General features: G+C 62.9%; 14 protein-coding genes. 4 read left to right on the forward strand and 10 right to left on the reverse strand.

Annotation, left to right across the window (positions count from 1 at the left end; genetic code table 11):
* Nucleotides 1-44: 44 nt before the first annotated feature.
* Nucleotides 45-1,283, reverse strand: coding sequence for a glycosyltransferase family 4 protein (locus R8871_RS28635; protein ID WP_175053486.1), 1,239 nt, complete (start codon nt 1,281-1,283; stop codon nt 45-47).
* Nucleotides 1,284-1,578: 295 nt separating this feature from the next.
* On the opposite strand from R8871_RS28635, the gene rpiA reads away from it, so the two are divergent.
* Complete coding sequence (gene rpiA / locus R8871_RS28640; RefSeq protein ID WP_175053487.1) at nt 1,579-2,274, forward strand: ribose-5-phosphate isomerase RpiA; 696 nt, start codon at nt 1,579-1,581, stop codon at nt 2,272-2,274.
* Between the two features lie 77 nt (nt 2,275-2,351).
* On the opposite strand, the gene R8871_RS28645 is transcribed toward rpiA, so the two are convergent.
* Nucleotides 2,352-3,650, reverse strand: coding sequence for a glycosyltransferase family 4 protein (locus R8871_RS28645; RefSeq protein WP_175053488.1), 1,299 nt, complete (start codon nt 3,648-3,650; stop codon nt 2,352-2,354).
* Nucleotides 3,651-3,826: 176 nt separating this feature from the next.
* Here R8871_RS28645 and R8871_RS28650 point away from each other — a divergent pair, with 176 nt between their 5' ends.
* The 3 genes from R8871_RS28650 (at nt 3,827) to R8871_RS28660 (ending at nt 5,982) form a co-directional block, all read left to right on the forward strand.
* Nucleotides 3,827-5,044 (forward strand): glycosyltransferase family 4 protein, encoded by a 1,218-nt coding sequence (locus R8871_RS28650; RefSeq protein ID WP_175053489.1) that lies wholly within the window; start codon nt 3,827-3,829, stop codon nt 5,042-5,044.
* Between the two features lie 219 nt (nt 5,045-5,263).
* The gene (locus R8871_RS28655) at nt 5,264-5,563 is read left to right on the forward strand and encodes a type II toxin-antitoxin system HigB family toxin (protein ID WP_175053490.1); all 300 of its coding nucleotides are present in this window, start codon (nt 5,264-5,266) and stop codon (nt 5,561-5,563) included.
* Complete coding sequence (locus R8871_RS28660) at nt 5,560-5,982, forward strand: helix-turn-helix domain-containing protein (protein ID WP_175053491.1); 423 nt, start codon at nt 5,560-5,562, stop codon at nt 5,980-5,982. The genes R8871_RS28655 and R8871_RS28660 overlap by 4 nt, the downstream gene beginning before the upstream one ends.
* A gap of 91 nt (nt 5,983-6,073) precedes the next feature.
* On the opposite strand, the gene R8871_RS28665 is transcribed toward R8871_RS28660, so the two are convergent.
* From R8871_RS28665 to R8871_RS28700, 8 genes are all read right to left on the reverse strand, one after another.
* Nucleotides 6,074-8,461 (reverse strand): polysaccharide biosynthesis tyrosine autokinase, encoded by a 2,388-nt coding sequence (locus tag R8871_RS28665; protein WP_175053492.1) that lies wholly within the window; start codon nt 8,459-8,461, stop codon nt 6,074-6,076.
* A 23-nt stretch (nt 8,462-8,484) separates the two neighbouring features.
* A complete protein-coding gene (locus R8871_RS28670) occupies nt 8,485-9,678 on the reverse strand; it encodes a polysaccharide biosynthesis/export family protein (RefSeq protein ID WP_175053493.1) in 1,194 nt (397 codons plus the stop codon).
* Nucleotides 9,679-9,715: 37 nt separating this feature from the next.
* The gene (locus R8871_RS28675) at nt 9,716-10,669 is read right to left on the reverse strand and encodes a glycosyltransferase family 2 protein (RefSeq protein WP_175053494.1); all 954 of its coding nucleotides are present in this window, start codon (nt 10,667-10,669) and stop codon (nt 9,716-9,718) included.
* Between the two features lie 2 nt (nt 10,670-10,671).
* A complete protein-coding gene (locus R8871_RS28680; protein ID WP_175053495.1) occupies nt 10,672-12,057 on the reverse strand; it encodes an undecaprenyl-phosphate glucose phosphotransferase in 1,386 nt (461 codons plus the stop codon).
* 45 nt (nt 12,058-12,102) lie between these two features.
* Nucleotides 12,103-12,837, reverse strand: a complete 735-nt coding sequence (locus R8871_RS28685; RefSeq protein ID WP_097392256.1) for a Crp/Fnr family transcriptional regulator — start codon at nt 12,835-12,837, stop codon at nt 12,103-12,105.
* 630 nt (nt 12,838-13,467) lie between these two features.
* The gene (locus R8871_RS28690; RefSeq protein ID WP_175053496.1) at nt 13,468-16,092 is read right to left on the reverse strand and encodes a glycoside hydrolase family 2 protein; all 2,625 of its coding nucleotides are present in this window, start codon (nt 16,090-16,092) and stop codon (nt 13,468-13,470) included.
* Between the two features lie 30 nt (nt 16,093-16,122).
* Complete coding sequence (locus R8871_RS28695) at nt 16,123-17,184, reverse strand: DUF1839 family protein (protein WP_175053497.1); 1,062 nt, start codon at nt 17,182-17,184, stop codon at nt 16,123-16,125.
* Nucleotides 17,181-18,236, reverse strand: a complete 1,056-nt coding sequence (locus R8871_RS28700) for an amino acid--[acyl-carrier-protein] ligase (protein WP_175053498.1) — start codon at nt 18,234-18,236, stop codon at nt 17,181-17,183. The genes R8871_RS28695 and R8871_RS28700 overlap by 4 nt, the downstream gene beginning before the upstream one ends.
* Nucleotide 18,237: the final 1 nt, after the last annotated feature.

An 18,237-nucleotide genomic window follows, 5' to 3' on the forward strand; every position in this document is an offset into this window, starting at 1 on the left:
AGTAGGGCGCTGCACGCCCGCTCCGCCTTCGAATCCCCGACCCGTCAGCGCGCCGTGTGAGCGATGGCGAGCGTCATCTGCTTCAGATAGCCGTCGAGCGAGAAGTTGCACTGCGCATCGGCGAACGCCTGGTCGGCGAGACGCTGGGCAAACTCCGGCGCCGCGCGCAGCGTTTCAACCGCATCGACAAAGCCCTGCACGTCGCCGGGCTTCACGAGCCAGCCGTTCTTGCGATGCCGCAGGATTTCGGTGACGCCGCCCGCTGATGCCGCGACGACGGGCCTCGCAGCCGCCATGCCTTCGATGATCACGCGCCCGAACGGTTCGGGTTCCGTCGACGTATGCAGGATCACATCCATCGCTTTCATCCACGTCGGCATATCGTCACGGAAGCCGGCGAAATGGACACGGTCTTCTATGCCGAGCTGCTCGGCCTGGCGATGCAGACTCTGCGCATAGGCGTCTTCACCGAACAGCGCGGCGCCGACGAGCACAAGGTGTACGTCCGGCATGCGCGCCAGCGCGGCGAGTGCAATGTGCTGTCCTTTCCACGGCGCGAGACGCCCAAACAAACCGGCGAGCCAGGCCTTCTCCGGGAGACCGAGGCGGCGGCGCAGCATGGTCATGTCGCTGGCGTCGATTTGACTGAATTCACTGGCATCGATGCCGTTGTGGACGACCGGCACCGCGTCGGCGGAGAGACCGGTGAGCGCGATCAGCGAATTCGCCGACGCCCGTGAATTGGCGACCACATGATCGACTGCATGCCGCACGAGCCACTTCACGATAAACAGTTGCACGCGCCCGAAGTGTTCGCGCGACATGATGTCGTGCAAATGCCAGATCACGCGTTTGCGATGCAGCGGTTTGCCGAGCGCGCCGAGTACGAGTGCCTTCTGCGTGTTGAGAAACAGCACGTCGAATTGTCTCGCCTGCTCGGCGATCGCGTGCACCTGCCGCCAGATTCCCGGCAGTGCGCGCAGCCAGTTGAGCTGCATCGCGTCGCGATTGATACCCGAGACGCGCGCCTCGTTGATCACCTGCACACGTACGCCCAACGCTTCGAGCCGTCCGCGAAACGGGCCTTCGGAAAGCAGCACGACCTTGCCGCGAGCGGTACATGCGGACGCGAGCGGTAGCAACGAAAATTCGGCGCCGCCGAGCTGACCGCTCTGGTCGACGAACAGCACGGTGGGCGCTTCAGGAATGTCCTGCGTGGCCGTCTCTGTTTGCGCGGGTTGGGCGAGTGGAAAGTGACTGGTGAGTTCGGAGGCATTCATCATCGGGCGTGTAGGATAGCGAAATGAGTTTTATGGTGCGGTCAACAAGGTGCGACCGTTGTGCCCTCATTATTCGCGGACTGTCACATGTTCAGTGTGGCCGTGCGTACGCACTGTGACTGACATGACCCTTACACTGGCTGGCTGGGCGTGGGGCGATTGACAGGTTGCGGGGTCGTGAACACGGATCGCTCAATGGGAACGCAGTGGTTTTTTTCAGCGAATCCGCCCGATAAATCCAGCCTGGCGGCGCCACTCCGGTAAACTTGTCGTTTTTTACAGCTCGCCTGCATTCCCCATGACCCAAGACGAACTCAAGCAACTGGTCGGCCAGGCCGCCGCCGACTATGTGAACGCCAACGTGCCGGAAGGCTCCGTGATCGGCGTCGGCACCGGCTCCACCGCGAACTGTTTCATCGACGCGCTGGCCGCCAGCAAGACCCGTTATCGCGGCGCCGTGTCGAGCTCGCTCGCCACCACCGCGCGTTTGCAATCGCACGGCTTCAAGGTGCTCGACCTGAACGAAATCGATTCGCTGCCGGTGTATGTGGACGGCGCCGACGAAATCGACCACAGCGGCGCGATGATCAAGGGCGGCGGCGGCGCGCTGACGCGCGAGAAAATCGTCGCGTCGGTGTCGGACGTATTCGTCTGCATCGCCGATGCGAGCAAGCTGGTTGACACGCTCGGCAACTTCCCGCTGCCGATCGAAGTCGTGCCGATGGCGCGCACGGCAATCGGCCGCCGCGTGACGGCGCTCGGCGGCGTGCCGGTGGTGCGTGTGACCAAAGAAGGTGTGCCGTTCATTACCGATAACGGCAACGAGATTATCGACGTCAAGGGTCTGCGCATCAGCGACCCGCGCACGCTGGAAATGCACATCAACGCATGGCCGGGCGTGGTGACGGTGGGCCTGTTCGCGGGCCGCGGCGCGAATCTGTGCATGCTCGGCACGGATACGGGCGTCGAGACGATCGAATACAGCAAGAGCTGATCATCGCAGTAAAGCAGCCGGACGCGAGCCTGCTTAAGCGGGCTCGTTCTGCTGTATTGACCAAACGTCGACCAGCATCAGCGCGCGGCGCGCCCAATCGCTTGCATCATCCGTTGCAAATACTGATCGACTGAAAACTCGGTTTGCGCATCGACCAGCGCCTGATCCGCGAGGCGCTGCGCCATGGCCGGATCGGTACGCAATGCGCCGATCGCATCGGCCAGTGCTGCCACGTCCCCCGGTTTCACGAGCCAGCCATTGCGCTGATGCCGCACGATCTCGGTCACGCCACCTGCGGCCGCTGCAATCACCGGGCGCGCTGCCGCCATGCCTTCAACGATCACCCGCCCGAACGGCTCCGGCTCCGTTGACGTGTGCAAGACCACGTCCATCGCTTTCATCCACGCGGGCACGTCGTCCTGAAAGCCCGCGAAGTGCACGCGATCCGCAACGCCCAGTGCCTCGGCCTGCTCATGCAGGCGTTGCGCGTACGCGTCCTCTCCGAATAGCGGTGCACCGACCAGCACCAGGTGTACGCCGGGCAGCCGCGCCATTGCCTCGAGCGCAATGTGCTGACCTTTCCACGGCGCGAGACGGCCGAACAGACCAGCAAGCCACGCATGCTCGGGCAGACCCAGTTGCCGGCGCAGCGCGGCCATGTCGCTGCCGTCGATGCGTTTGAACGCGTCGGCGTCGATCCCGTTGTAGATGACCGGCACCGAGTCAGCCGCGATGCCCGTCAGCGCAATCAGCGAGCGCTTTGATGCCTGCGAATTCGCAACCACGTGGTCAACCGCGAAGCGCACCAGCCACTTGATGACGCTTAACTGCACGCGTCCGAAATGTTCGCGCGTGAGGATGTCATGCTGATACCAGATCACCGGTTTGCGATGCAGCAGCTTGCCGAGCGCGCCGAGCACGAGCGCTTTTTGTGTGTTGAGAAACAGCACGTCGAAGGTTCGCGCGTGCGCCGCGATTGCGCGGACCTGGCGCAGGATGCCGGGTACAACGCGCAGACAGTTCAACCCGGACGCTTGTCGGGCGATGCCCGCTACGCGTGCGTCGTTTATCACCTGCACGCGTGCACCGTGCGCTTCGAGGCGCGCGCGAAATGGGCCGTCGGAAAGGAGCAGGACTTCGCTGCGTGCGGTGCAACTGCCGGCCAGCTGCAGGAGCGCGAATTCAGCGCCGCCGAGTTGGCCGCTCTGGTCGACGAATAGCACGCTCGGCACGCTCGGCATGATCGGCGATAGGGTTGCCGGGCCTGCCGCCGATACAGATGCCGATGACGCCGGCGCGGCAGATGGATCGATCAGGGCCGGCTGAGGCAGCGGCAAGGAATGGGCGAGAGGCGTAGCGTCGATCGTCGGGCGCATAAAGTGCAAAGTCGGGCGAAGTGATCGGACTCGCCGTTCGCAATAGGCGAATAGCGAGTCTTTATTATTCGCGGACTGTCGCGCGTCGAATGTGGGCATACGCACGCACGGCAAATGATGCGGCACTTACACTCGTTGCTATGGCCATGGGCAGTTAATCAATAGGCGGGGAGATCATGAAAGTGGCGATCGTGCACGACTGGCTCGTCGCACCTGGCGGCGCCGAGAAGGTGCTCGAACAGATCATCGAGTGCTTTCCCGATGCCGATCTCTTCAGCCTCGTCGATTTCCTCGAAGACCGCAGGCCGGTCGGCGGCAAACCTGTCACTACGTCGTTCATCCAGAACCTGCCGTTTGCAAGGCGCCACTATCGCGCGTATCTGCCGTTGATGCCCCTCGCGGTCGAGCAGTTCGATCTCTCGGGTTACGACCTCGTCATTACGAGCTCCTATGCAGTCGCCAAGGGCGTATTGGTTGGCCCTGATCAGACGCATGTGAGCTACGTGCATTCGCCGATGCGCTACGCGTGGGATCTGCAGCACCAGTATTTGCGCGAAGCGAATCTGACGCGCGGACCGAAGTCATGGCTCGTACGTGCGTTGCTTCATTACCTGCGCGGCTGGGATTCGCACTCGGCGAACAGCGTCGATCGTCTGATTGCGAATTCGCAATTTGTCGCGCGGCGCGTGATGAAAACTTACCGGCGTGATGCCGCGGTGATTCCGCCTCCTGTCGACGTGCACAAATTCGAATTGTGCACGCACAAGGAAGACTTCTATCTGACCGCCTCGCGCATGGTGCCTTATAAGCGCATTGATCTGATTGTCGAAACCTTCAACGCGACGCCGCACCGCAAGCTGATCGTGATCGGCGACGGACCGGAGATGGCGGCGATTCGCGCCAAGGCCGGTCCGAATGTGACGATCCTCGGCTATCAGCCGTTCAAGGTTCTCAAGGATCATCTGCAACGCGCGCGCGCCTTCGTGTTCGCCGCCGAGGAAGACTTCGGCATCGTCGCGCTTGAAGCGCAGGCATGCGGCACGCCGGTCATTGCATTCGGCAAGGGCGGGGCGCTCGAAACGGTGGTGCCGATCGGCGAGGCGCAACCTACCGGCGTGTATTTCGCACGCCAAACGGTCGTGTCGATGCTCGACGCGATCGACCGCTTCGAGCGGCAGAAAGAACAGATCACGCCGGCGGCGTGCCGCGCGAACGCGGAACGTTTTTCCGCAGCGGTTTTCCGGCGTGCCTTCATGGCCGAAGTGACGCGCACGATCGCGGCATCGGGTTGGCGTCTGCGGGTCGCGGCGGCAGAGCGCGTCGAGCCCGATCTGGCCACCGAGGATCTCGCCTGGCCTGGCGAACGCGCGCAAGGAAGCAGTTGGGGGCGCTGACGCGGGCGCGCTCGCGTGCCATGCAGCGCGACAGATTATCTCTTTATTCGCATATTGCGAACTTCACAATATGCGAATAAAATGACTTCGTCGTACCGCAGTAAGCCATAGTTAGCTGTTCGGCCTATGCCATCCAGATGACTATCGGTGTTGATCCCGTCCCTTTAGCCTCGCAGGTAGGGCGTGCTTGTTCAGCGCGCGTACATGCGAGGAAATACGATGCGGGTCATTTCAAAGAAGGCTTTGCTGGACTTCATAAAGAGACATCCGGAGGCGCGCAGTGCGTTGTTGACGTGGTACTCACTGGCGCAGGCTTGCCTCGCGTATGGCTATAACGACCTGAAGCAGACGTTCGCGGGCGCGGACTACGTGCCGCCGCAATACACTGTTTTCAATGTGGGCGGCAACCGGTTCAGGATCATCGCGGCGATTCACTACAACAGGCAGTCGTTGTTCGTTCGTCACGTATTGACGCATACGGAGTACGACCTTTGGACGAGGAAGAATCTAAACTCATGAATGCCGATCGCCTTCCGGGAGCCTTTCCCGACATCGCTCAAATCTGGGCCGCCTTGCAAACCCAGTTGCCGATCACGCCCATTCGCAACGAGCAGGACTATCAGAAGATGGTGCGGCTCGCCAACGCGCTCGCCGATCATCTGAACGGTAACGAGGAGGATCCGCTGGCCGATCTGTTTGCGATCGTCACGGACCTGATCGAAAGCTGGGAAGTGAACAACGTGACGATCCCGAAAGCGGAGCCGCGCGAGGTGTTGCGGCATCTGCTGGAAACGCACGGGCTCAAGCAGAAGGACCTGATCGGTATCGCGTCGCCCACCGTGGTGAGCGATATTCTCGCGGGCCGGCGCGCCATCAGCAAAAAGGTGGCGAAGGCGCTGGCCGTGCGTTTTCATACCGACGTCAGCGCGTTTCTGTAAGCGGACGCGGCGCGGCGTCAGCCGTGCTTCATAAAAAAGGGCTGCGCCTCGATCCGGCGCAGCCCTTTCGCGTTACCGCTTATAACCCGATCTATTTTGATTCGTGGCTATCGAGCGGATCGCCGGCGGAGTAGGTGTACGCATACGCGTAGTCGTACGTGCCGTTTCTGTTGTGGCTCTTGAGCGGCACCGCATTCATCACGCCGCCCACCACCCGCGCCCGCGCGCGCCGCAGCTTCTTCAGCGCCTCGGCCACGTGGCTTTCTGTGTGAGCGCCGGAGCGCATGACCAGCACCGTAGATCCGGCAATATGCGCAATCACCGCCGCGTCGGCCACCGCCAGCAGCGGCGGCGTATCGACGATCACCAGATCGAACTCCTGCTCAAAGCGGGCGAGAATTTCGCCGAAGCGCAACGACGTCAGAATCTCGGATGGATTCGGCGGATAAGCGCCCGTCGCGATGAAGTGCAAGCCATCTACGCCCGTGGCGCGAGCCGCGACTTCAAGATCGACCTGACCGGTCAGCAGTTCGGTCAGGCCGCCATTGGGCGAGCGGCCGAGATACTGCGCAAGGCGGCCGCGCCGCAGATCGGCGTCGATCAGCAGCACGCGTTTGCCCGATTCCGCAATCAGTGCCGCCAGATTCGCGCATAGAAAGCTTTTGCCGTCCGAGGGCGCCGGGCTTGTTATCGCCACGATGCGGTTGGGCGCGTCGACCAGGCCGAACTCCAGCGTCGCGCGCAATCCGCGCAGGCTCTCCACTGTCGAGTCGTACGGATGGGTCTTCACCAGCAGCGGCCGCATGGGTATCTTGCCCGACGCAACGACCGTTTGCGTGCCGACTTGCACTTTGTCCTGGCGACCCGCCGCCGAACCGGACCGAAGTATTCGCGTCCTGGCCGACGCCCGCGCCGACACTTCGGTCGGCGTCGACTTCGGACTAGGCAGAGCCGCGGCGCGCGCGGCAGTCAACTGCCGGTCGCTACGCGCCTGTTCCGGGCTGAAGGCGATCGAGCCGAAGATCGGCAACTGGAAGCGCCGCTCGACGAACTCGGGGTCGGCCACGCCGGTAAAGAACGTGCGGCGGCAGAACGCGAACAGGATGCCGGCGATGACACCGAGTACCGTGCCGGCCGAAATGATCAACGCCGACTTCGGCCGCACCGGCGATGACGGCAGCAACGCCTCATCGATGATATGCACGTTGCCGATCGTTCCGGCACGCGAAATCGACAGCTCCTGGGTTTTGTTCAGCAACGCCACGTAGATTTCCTCGGCGACCTTCGCATCGCGCTGCAAGGCGAGGGCGTTTCGTTCGGAACTCGGCAGCGTGGTGAAGTGATCTTCGAAACGCGCTTTTTCCCGCATCATTGCCGCTATTTGCGAGTCGATCTGCAGCACTTCCGGGCTCTCTGCGGTGAAGCGTTGCAGCAATTGCGCACGCATGATACGCAGCGACGCAATCTGCTTTTCGTAGTCCAGACCGCCGGCGAGGTAGACCCCGGCTTCCTGGGTCGGCTGGAACGAACCGACTTTCGACTGGTATTCCGAAAGCGCGGTTTCGGCCTTTTTCACTTCAGATCGCAGATGCGGCAGTTCGCTGTTCAGAAAGCTCAGCATGCGGCTCGCTTCTTCCTGGGCGCGGTCGGTGCGCTGCTTCAGATACGACGCGGCCACCGCATTGGTGATCGCCGTGATTGCGTGCGGATCGGTGCCCATGTATGACAGTTGCACCACACCGGTTTCACGGCCTTTCTCGCTGACCTGGAGACCGGAGGAGAGTCCCGCCACGGCGTCCAGCTGGTTGAAGCGCGTGACGTAGAACTCCGTGCCCGGGCGCGCCACCAGCGTCGTGACGAGCAGCGTCACGCCGCTGCCGCTGGCTTCCTGGCCGGCCACGCCGGTCAGGATGTGTTGACCGAACGCGTCGGTCAGTTCATAGCGGCCGTAGTCGAGCGCGTGCAGTGTCAGTTGCGCGCCTTCGAGCGACTTCGGCACCGTGATCGAATTGACCGCGAATTGCTCGCCGCCCCAGGCATACGAAGTCATGCCGAACGCCGCGCCAAGCGGATGGCCCGGACGCGCGAAGAAAGACGAGATCTTGCCGAGTACCGGCATGGTCTTCGGCGCCACACTGAAGTTCAGCTTGAACTGCTCGACCACCGGCTCCACGACTGCGCGGCTCTTGATGATTTCGATTTCCGCGTCGGTGTGCATGGGGCCCACAGACGGCATGAGCGACAGCGCAACCTGACTCGGCGTGCCGTTACCGGTCTGCGGGTCGACCTGAAGCAACGCGTCGGCGGAATAGATCGGCGTAGCAATCTTGCTATAGACCACCGCGGCCAGGATGATGCAGCCTGCGATGCCGATCACCCACCAGATCTGATCGATGACGATGCGCAGCAGGTCGCGCAGTACTGCGTCCTCGTCGCCGCCTGGCGCCGGCCCTTGGTCCAGCATGTCGTACGTACTCATAGTGATACTCCGTCGCGAGCGTTTTATCTGGACAACTGCACCGTGTAGAACAAGGTCTGCAGGGTCGGCGTGATCTGTTCGAGTGCGCGGTTAAAGCGTGCTGCATTCGAGACCTGCACGTACACCACATCCTTCGGCTGTAATTCGAATTTGGTCATCAGCATCAAGGCGTCGACCTGCGTCATGTCGAGCTGATAGACGTCAGGCGTGAGCGTCTTGTCGGCGCCGCGTACCACGTACACAAAGCGCGGGTCGCCGGTTTTGACGTCGAGGCTGCCGGCGCCGGTGAGCGCATCGGCGAGCGTCAGGCGGCCACGGTTCATCGGCAGCGAGGTCGGCTTGTTCACTTCGCCGAGTACGAAAACGCGGCTGTTCGAACGGTCCGGCACGTCGATGATGTCGCCGTCTTTCAGCAGTACGTTCTGTTGCGGATCGCCGGTTTCGAGCAGTGCGGCGACATCGACCGTATAACGCTTGCCGTTGCGGGTCACGCCGACGTTCTGCAGATCCGCATCGGGCAGCGCACCGCCCGCGCGATTGATCGCATCGAGCACGGTGAGCGGCGCATCGGTAATCGCTTCGGAGGAGGGCGTGCGCAGATTGCCGGTCACCTGCACCGACTGGCTGTTGAAACCCGAGACGCGCACGTCGAGCTGAGGATTACGAATCGTCCTCGCGAGGCCCCGCGTGAGCGAATCCTGAACCTGCTGGGCGGTCATGCCGAGCACCTTGATGCGGCCCACGCGCGGGAAAAAGATCGTGCCGTTGTTGGCGACGCGCACGGTCAGCCCGCCTTCGCCGCCGCCTGACAGCGTCGGTGAGACCGGTGTCGCCCCCTGTGTCTGCGTAGGACCCGGCGAAGGTGTTGCGCTGCCGCTGACGCTCGGCAGTGGCGGCACGCCGCCAAGTGTGCCGCCGGTCAGTTCCGGGTGATCCCAGACGATGATGTTCAACTGGTCGCCGATGCCGAGCCGGTAGTCGTAAGCTCCGCGCGTCTGAGGCGTGAGGCAGGACAACGGGCAGGCGGCCGGTACCGCGGCTGCGCGTTGCTGGCGAAAATAGCCGACGTCGATCGTGTGCACCGGAAACTTCTCGGCAGTTTGCTCAGGCGGAGCGGGCTGCTCCAGACGTTTGGTGTCCAGATAGGGGCCCGGCGCCAATGAACAGGCGCATAGCGTTGTGGCCGCGAGCCCTGCGGCAATTGTTTTGATAGTCATTTTGGTGGTCCCTCGCGTGAAGCAGCGCACTGTTCGGTCAGCGCGCCGCCTCCTGCCATGCCCCGCGCATTGCGCGTAAACCCACTCTCCATTTGCGAAGCGCGAGTGCCACGCCGCCGCGCTCGAATGCCAGCGACAATGCGCGCAGGAACCCCGGGTCCGCACGATTGCCGATCAGCGTCGAGTAAACGACGAACGCCCATCGGCCGGGTGGCGTCAGGTATTCGCACATGATGAGTCGGAGATTGAATGACGCGTTATAGAAAGCGGCGTCGTTAAATGTGAAGCGCTGGTCTTCGTCGCTGCGCTGGGCCGGAAAGTGATCGACCAGTAGTGACGGGTCGTAGATCAAAGTCCAGCCGCGCCGTTTTACGTCGAGGCTGAAGCCCATTTCGCAATGCACCTGCGCGCCGGTGCCGCGCAAGCGCTCATCAAAACGCACGGTGCCGATCGCCTCGCGGCGAAACGCCATGTTGACGCCCTTGAGCACCTGCACTTCACGTGCGGCGCCATGGCCAATGTGATGATTCCCGATAGTGCGGCCATACCAGCGCACGAGGCCGACGCACGGCTTCTGCCCCTGCAGGATGCCATTGCGTTCATGCACGATGTCGCGTCCGCCAAGGCCGCCGAGTGCCGGATCGTTTCCGAACGCGCGGGCGATCCGCGCGATCCAGTCGGAATGCGGCGCGGCGTCGTCGTCGGTAAAGCAGAGCACGTCGCCGCTGGCGCTGTCGATGCCGAGGTTGTAGGCGGCGACCACGCCCGGCTTGTGCACCAGCACGATCCAGCGGCGCGGGTCCGGCCGGTTCGCTTCGCTCGTGCGCAGCCAGTCGAGCGTCGCGTAGTCGTCGTGACGTGCGATCACGATCACTTCGTCGGCGCGGCGCTCCTGTGCGTCGAGCGCCGCGAGGCAGCGTGCGAGATCGGCGGTGCGCCGGTACGTCGGCACGATCACGGAGACTTTCAGGGACGGTTTCCGGAATGGCATGATCAGAATGCGTTTCGCCCGACGAAACCCTTGAAAATCGTGATGAACACGATCTTCATGTCGAACCAGAACGACCAGTTATGGATGTAGAAGAGATCGAACTTCACGCGCGTCTCCATCTTTTCAACCTTGGTGGTGGCGCCGCGATAGCCGTTCACCTGTGCCCAGCCGGTAATGCCCGGCTTGATCCGGTAGCGGTTCATATAGCCGTACACCTGATCCTTGTAGAGATCGTCGTGTTCGACCGCATGAGGACGCGGGCCGACCACCGACATCTGGCCGAGCAGCACGTTCAGGAATTGCGGCAGTTCGTCGAGACTGGTGCGGCGCATGAAGCCGCCGAGTTTCGTGATGCGCGCGTCGTTGCGCGCGGCCTGTGTGACCTGGCCGTGCGCTTCGTGGTGCACCGTCATCGAGCGGAACTTGTAGATCGCGAACGGCTGGCCATCCACGCCTTTACGGGTCTGGCGGAAGAACACCGGTCCGGGCGAGCTCAGCTTGATGCCGATCGCGAGCGCGACAAACACGGGCGCGAGCGCGAGCAGCGCGGCCGCGGCGAACAGGCGGTCGAAGATCAGCTTGGGCCACATCTGCGGCGAGGAGATAGGCGTGGCGTTCAGGTTGAGCGTCGGTAAACCGACGACATCGACTAGCGCGTGGTTGAACAGCGAGAGGCTGCGGACATCGGGGATGAAGCGCAGGTTCACGAAGTCATGTTTGAACGTACGCGTGAAGCGATAGATTGTGTGTTCTTCCGAGAGCGGCAGAGCGAGCCACACTTCGTTCACATGCTCTTCGCGCACCTTGGCGGCGAACGCTTTCAGATCGGTCAGCACCGGCAGGCGATTGAGACGCGCGCCGTACGTGCCGGCCGCTTCGATACTGGTATCGAAGACGCAGACGGGCTTGAAGCCGGCTTGCGGCGCACGGTCCAGATGCGCGAGCAGCGTGCGCGAAAAACCGGGTGCGCCGACGATCGCGACCGTGCGGAAGTTCATGCCGCGCCGGCGCACGCTGCGCAGGCCAACATGCACGAGGCACTTGGTAAGAATGATCAGGGCGCCGGAGATCAGCGTCGAGTAGCCGAACCACAGCCGCGAAACGGCATCCATGCGGTGCAAGGTGAAGGCCAGCACGAGGGCGGTGGCGACCACCACCAGCCACGCGGCGGCAACTCTCAACAGCATCGAAGGCAGCGCCTTGCCGCGCCACGTTTCATAGACGCCGAAGCCGGGAAACATCAGCAGCACGAGCACGCAGTTGAAGGCGATCAGCAGGCGCTCGGTGTCCGACAACGCAATCGGCGTTGAAAAGCGCATCCCGTGAGCGAGCAGCCCGCCCGCAATCACAAAGAGTGCGTCGAGACATCGCGCAGTATTCCTGAACATGATGATCTACCCCGTAATCGAACAATGCAGCCTTCTGTTGACTGCTTACTCGACAGTTTCAGCCTGACGCAGACGCGGCAGCAGGCGGTCGAATTCCCGCTTGACGAGGCCGTAGCATTCGCAGGCGCGCGCTTCGAGACCTTTGCGGTCGAGGATCCTGATGTGGCCGCGGCTGTGATGAATCAGGCCTTCGTCGTGCAACTTGCCGGCTGCTTCGGTGATGCCTTCGCGGCGCACGCCGAGCATGTCAGCGATCAGTTGCTGGGTAACCGTCAGATCATTCGATGCCACACGGTCCACTTCGATCAGCAGCCAGCGGCACAGTTGCTTGTTCAGCGCATGGTGGCGATTGCAGGCGGCGGTCTGCGCGACCTGCGTGAGGAGGGCGTGCATGTACAGCAGCATCAGGCGGCGCAGGAAGTCCGAGCGTGCGAATTGCTGCTTGAGCGCTTGTGCGCTCATCCGGTAAGCGAAGCCGGCGCATTGCACCTGCACGCGGTTCGGCATGGTTTCGCCGCCCGTGAGCACCGGCACGCCGGTCATGCCTTCGCGGCCGACCGCGGCGATTTCGACCGAGCTGCCGTCTTCCATCGTCGAGAGCATCGAGATGATTGCAGTGGTCGGGAAGTAGACGTGATGGATCCGTTGACCTGAGTCGCACAGCAGTTGCTCGGTGCGCAGATGAACCAGTTCGAGATGAGGGGCAAGTGCTTGCCATTCGTGGGACGGCAACGCGCCGAGCAAATGGTTGCCGTGCAGATCTGATTGAAGTGTCAACATGATCGGTCCTCGCTGAAGCCGCGCGCAGCGCGACCTCGTGTTTTTGATCCGATGCCTGCATCCTTGAATGAACGACGTGCCGCCTGGCGAGCAGCGATGGATGAACAGGTACGGCCCCGTATTGGCCTGATGCGCCGCCGCCGTTCTTGTAGATCTCGTCACGGCGCCGCAGTGTTGCGCTCTCTCTTTAGCGAGGAGCGTGCCAACCTTGGGGAAAACGAGTGCTGGTGCGGCGCAGCGAAGAAACCCCGAGCAGCGCGGGGAGCCAAAAGTGGCTTTTTGTTTCAATTCTGTACAACGCCCGCTTAACGCACGACCCCGGTGAGGGGCATTTTTATTCGAGCCAAGTCCTTGATGGGATTGGGTTGGCGGCTGATGGGCGCCCCTTTGCGGGGGCTGTCTCACGGATGAACCAGCCTTTGTGTGTGCGTTATCGGGGGCCGTCCGGGTTGTGCCGGATTTGATTCAGATGTGTTCCATGTGTTGCGTACGGTGGCGTACGCAACGCCTTTTTTGCAGACCAGAACGTCGCAAAAAAACCAACAGTGATTCAGCAGACCAGACAGATGGATTCGCGCAGCGCGAGGTTCTGCGCGCCTTGCGAAGGAGCGGCTAGTGCAGCGACGACAATCAACCGTAGAGGATGGCGGATATCGCATTGATCGCGCGGACTTCGCCTGCGGGCGCCAGACATGTTGCATCAGCTTTAAACGCCGCGTTAGATGCGTGCGCAACGAGTTTTTCAACGGGGACGAGCGGCACGACGCAGGGGCGGTTAGGCGGCAGATGAAACCAGTCGTGCGCGGCGCGGTAATGCGTGTCAATGATATGAACGAAGCGCGCAAAGCGCTTCGCTTCGATAATCAGTTGCCAGCCGTCGGCGCTACGCTCGACGCGCACCGTCAGACCGAGGTCGTATCGTTCGCGGGCGCGCCGCTCCGGCAGATGAACCGCTTCTGACACGATCCTGCCGCTCGCCGGATCGCGCAGTGTCGCAATCGTGACGTCGTGGGCGCGCGGCCCGAAGCGGTAGGCGTGCGTGAAATCGAAGAACTGGCCAAGGTGCGCTGCCGCGCCGATACGCTGCGCGCTGTGCGGCGCCAGTTCGACCGCGTGGCTGGCCGACGCGACCTTGACGCTGCCTTCGCGCAGGCAGACCAGATCCAGCTGGGCGTGCAAAGGTTCGGCACGTTCGTTCAACAGATGAATATCGAGGCCGTTGAGGCCTTCGTCGGTCATGACCATCTGGATGGGTTGCAGCGTCCGCGCGAGGCCGTGCAGGGCGCTTTTAGGCCGTCCTGTGGCGTCGATCAAGCCCCAGCCTGCGCCCGGGCGCAGATCCTGAAGCTGCCAGACCAGTGCGCCGCCGCACGTCGAGCCGGCGCGCCGCCATTCGGCGAACACGTCGCTCATCAGGTCGGCGACCACCGCGCGCGACAGATCCAGGTAGCGCTCAGGGTCTTCGTAACGCAACTGCGCCGGCTCGATGCCGTAGAGCGTCTGCAGATAATGGTCGCGTACATCGTCGAAGTCCCAGCCGGCGCCGGGGTCGCGCGGCACGGCTCGTTTCCAGCGCGGATCGTGCAGATGGATCGTGCCGAGTGCTTCGTGCAAGGTGGCGTCGTCGGGCACGTTGGCGAAGGCGAGGCATTCGGCGGCGAAGCGGACCTGCGCGCGGCGCACGTCGTCGAGCGGGCGTTGATAGGCGCCAACTCCGTAGTAGTGCGTGATGCCTTCGTTAGTCGAAAACGGCCACGCGCCACCCGAGGGCGAGTTGCTCACATACGGTACATCCGGCCGCTCGCGGGCGGCGATGGCGGGCAGCTGTTCGGTAAACAGTGGTTGCGTGCGCATCGAAGCGGGCAGGCCGAACATGGCCGCCTGCTGGTCGACTTCACTGCCGCCGCACAACACCGCGAGCGAGGCGAAGCGCCGTGTGCGGGTCAGAAATTGCGTTGCTTCGCGCTCGATGGAAGCCGTAAAGGCGGCATCGGTCGGGTAGTCGAAATTCGCCAGCGCGAAGTCTTGCCAGATGAGGAGGCCGTACGCGTCAGCCAGTGCGTAAAACGCGTCGGACTCGTACACCATCGTGCCGCCTACCCGCAGCATGTTCATGCCGGCATCGCGAGCGAGTGCGAAAGTGTGGCGCAGCTGAGCCTCGGTGCCGGTCAGCGTGACGAGATCCGCGCTGGTCCAGCAGGCGCCACGGCAGAACACCGCCGTGCCATTTACGCGCAATGCGAAGCCCATGCCGTCCGCGCCGCGATCCACTTCGATGCTGCGAAAGCCGACAGATCCCAATGAGTGGGATATCGCGTCTTCGTCATCAAGCTGCAACGTCAGAGGATATAGGGTGGGCTCGCCATGCGTGTGGGGCCACCAGCGTTCGGCATGCGGTACACGCACACTGCCGGTCAGTGTATATGCATCACTCCATTGCAAAGACGAAACACAACTGCCGCAATTTAACTTTGCGACGCACGCGTCGACGTCATGCGGATGCACGAAATGTAGCGTTATCGAAACAACGCCGTCGTCGTCTTCGAGACGGCTTGTCAGATCAATCGTGTCGAAGGCGTGCGGCGCGTCGCTCAACATTTCAATCGGCCGCCATGGACCGACGGCCTGCACCGATGGACACCATCCCGGCATATGGCCAAGCAGCGTGGTGCGCACGTTACGCAAAGTGGACGGCGTGACAAGACGCGGCCGCCAGCGCGCGCGTGAGCGTTTGGCCGCCAGCGCCGGGGTCAGCGAGCGAAAGCACAGCGCGAGTGTCGCGCTGCCGTGCAGTTCGATGTCGAGATCGTGCGCGACGAACATCGAATCGGACTCAATGCGTCTGATGCCGTCGATCCAGACTTCGGCGAGCGTGGCGAGGCCGTGCAGGCGCAAGCGGCGTTTGCCTGTGCCTGTCAGCGTGAGCTTGTACCAGTGGTCATCGAAGGCAAGCGGCGGCGGATTGACGGCGTCCAGCAGGCCCGCGGCACGGCGCGCGCTCGCCACCGTACCGGGCACCTGTGCGGCGAGCCAGCCCTGCGCGGGCAAGTCGGTGGGGCAGACGCATGCACCGGCCGGCGTGCTGACGCACTGCCAGCCTGTGTCGAGTTGCTGTGGCCAGAGGCCCTCAGGTGAGGCAAGCGCCGTGATAGCGCAGGCAGCGGCATCAACTTCGGCGGCCTCCGGCGTCTTGGCAAAGGTCGCCGGACGCGAGCCGCCTGCATCCGGTACCAGGTCATTCGTCAGCACATCCACGGCGATTTCCTGAAGCTCGAAACGAGCTCGTTACAGCACAAGCGCGGCAAGTGGCGGCAGCGTCTTTTCATAGGCGCTTTCGAGAACGTCGAAGCAGTCTTCACACGAATCGCGGCGTCCGCGCGTGATCGCCCGCACGAGCCTGAACTGCATCACCATCGACTCCGACGCGATACGCTGCGCCGCCTCCGGGATCGATGCCGGCATGTCGAAACCTTGCGCGGAAAGCCACAACAGATACTTCGAAAGAAATTCGAAGTTCGCGCCGAGCTGCCGCATCAGGTTGAACGAGTAGGGATGAAAGAACGCCTCGCCGCGTTCGAGCAGCGTATCGAGATGTGCGGGAAACGCGGCGCGCCACTGCGAGATCGGATTGGTCAGCGGCCGCCTGGCTAGATGCGCGCACAACAATTCCGCCGAGGCTTCGGCGAGCGCCGTGCCTTCCAGCGCGGGCCGCGCCTGCTTGGCGAATTCAACATACGGAAACAGCAGATCCGGCTGCTGCGCGAATTGCGGCAGCTTGCGGAACACGCCGTCGTAGTCTTCACCGTCCAGCAGGTGATAGCCGGTGTTGTGGAAATAGCCGAGGCGGCGCGCCGGCGGATCGATGAAGTCGATCCCCACCGTGGTTTTCGGATGCTCACGCCGATACGACGTGGCGCGTGTATTCGGCAGATAATAGCCGTCCACTTCCACCAGCACGGTGTGGCCGCGCAAAGTCTGCGCGAGCACGCGGGCTTCGAGCGAGTCGTAGATCGCCAGTTCCTGCACCTGGGTGCCGTACAGCCGCTCGAGGTCTTCGAGCGGAAATTTGAAGAAGGTGAACTGATCGCCTTCGAAGTCCTGCGTGACGGTAAAGCCGAACGCGGCGCGCGGATCGAGTCCGAAGCCGTGCAGCAGTTCGATCCACAGGTCGACGTAGCAGTTGGTCTCCTGCCAGACGCGCTCGCCCTGATGCAGCGCGTGCGGCGCATGCTGGCGCAGCGGCGTGGCAGGCGCGCTCGTGCTGCCCTGAGCCGGCAGGTCGAGCCGGCGGGGCAACGCAAAGGCGGACGAGACGCCCTTCGGCGCGGGGATCAGGGATGGATTCATGCGCTGTCTCCAGCACCCTGTTCCACCACCGTGGATGCCGACTGTATGCCTTGCGCCACGCGCGCCTCCGTGTCGCCCCACAGCAGCGCGCGCACGTCGTCCGGCCATGCGTTGACGTCGAGCCCGTGATGGCGGAATAGCGCCAGCGTGATGCGCTCCATGCCAAAGCCGACGCAGCCCGTGTGCGCTACCGCACCGTCTTCGCACTCGATCTTCCAGATCGCGCCGAAGTGCTCCATGTGATAGTTGAACGAGAGGCAGGCGGTCTTGCCGCGCGGATCGGCGACCGGAATCAGCAGTTCGAACTTGAGCGCCTGGGCACGCTGACTATCGGCGACGATCTTGCCGCCGCGGCCGAAGAACGGATCGTTGGCGAGATCCACTTCCACCGGCAGTTGCAGCAGCGTAATCAGCAGCGAGCCGCGTTCGACCCACATCTGCCGGAATGCCATCACCTGTTCGGCGCTGCCGAGGCGTACGTATTCGCGCTGCCGGAACATCTGCATACGGCCGGGATCGAGCGAAGGTTCATGGCGGAAGCAATACGACAGCACGTCGATAGTGCGGCCGTCTGCGGGCAGCGGGCCGCGCCGCGCCATCACCGGATAGATCGGATAGCAGGCGGCCGGCGTGAGGACCACGCGGGTCGGTTTCTGCTGCGCCATCCATTCGTCGCTGCGATCGTCGTCGCTTTCGGTCATCGCGTCGTCGAGTGCGCGCAACAGACGCTGGTGGCCCATGTCGTTGCCGCAGAACGAGTGGATCGTGCCGGCGAGGTTCGGGAAGCTCTTCAGATACTCGCTGTCTTCGAAATCGGTGCGGCGCATGGCGGGCGGAAAGCGCAGCACTTCGGGCTGCTGGTCCGCGCCGAGATGCGTGATCGCTACGTTCAGACGGTCCACCACGTCTTCGAAAACCTGGCTGCGGCCGTACAGGCCGTTTTCACCGGTATCGATCAGGAGGCCGGCGGCCAGCAGTTCGTCGCGGAAAGTCGGCGCAGTGGATTCCGGCGCTGCAGTGGCCAGCGCGGCGGTATCGGTCATCGTGTTCATG

The sequence above is a fragment of the Paraburkholderia sediminicola genome, assembly GCF_902859805.1.
Lineage (GTDB): Bacteria > Pseudomonadota > Gammaproteobacteria > Burkholderiales > Burkholderiaceae > Paraburkholderia > Paraburkholderia sediminicola.

Bases quoted from the DNA above. Each gene is read 5' to 3' on its own strand.
- R8871_RS28700 (WP_175053498.1), bottom strand. From the start codon at position 18,236: ATGAACACGATGACCGATACCGCCGCGCTGGCCACTGCAGCGCCGGAA.
- R8871_RS28685 (WP_097392256.1), bottom strand. From the start codon at position 12,837: ATGTTGACACTTCAATCAGATCTGCACGGCAACCATTTGCTCGGCGCG.
- rpiA (WP_175053487.1), top strand. From the start codon at position 1,579: ATGACCCAAGACGAACTCAAGCAACTGGTCGGCCAGGCCGCCGCCGAC.
- R8871_RS28635 (WP_175053486.1), bottom strand. From the start codon at position 1,283: ATGATGAATGCCTCCGAACTCACCAGTCACTTTCCACTCGCCCAACCC.
- R8871_RS28680 (WP_175053495.1), bottom strand. From the start codon at position 12,057: ATGTTCAGGAATACTGCGCGATGTCTCGACGCACTCTTTGTGATTGCG.
- R8871_RS28645 (WP_175053488.1), bottom strand. From the start codon at position 3,650: ATGCGCCCGACGATCGACGCTACGCCTCTCGCCCATTCCTTGCCGCTG.
- R8871_RS28665 (WP_175053492.1), bottom strand. From the start codon at position 8,461: ATGAGTACGTACGACATGCTGGACCAAGGGCCGGCGCCAGGCGGCGAC.
- R8871_RS28695 (WP_175053497.1), bottom strand. From the start codon at position 17,184: ATGAATCCATCCCTGATCCCCGCGCCGAAGGGCGTCTCGTCCGCCTTT.
- R8871_RS28670 (WP_175053493.1), bottom strand. From the start codon at position 9,678: ATGACTATCAAAACAATTGCCGCAGGGCTCGCGGCCACAACGCTATGC.
- R8871_RS28660 (WP_175053491.1), top strand. From the start codon at position 5,560: ATGAATGCCGATCGCCTTCCGGGAGCCTTTCCCGACATCGCTCAAATC.
- R8871_RS28655 (WP_175053490.1), top strand. From the start codon at position 5,264: ATGCGGGTCATTTCAAAGAAGGCTTTGCTGGACTTCATAAAGAGACAT.
- R8871_RS28675 (WP_175053494.1), bottom strand. From the start codon at position 10,669: ATGCCATTCCGGAAACCGTCCCTGAAAGTCTCCGTGATCGTGCCGACG.
- R8871_RS28650 (WP_175053489.1), top strand. From the start codon at position 3,827: ATGAAAGTGGCGATCGTGCACGACTGGCTCGTCGCACCTGGCGGCGCC.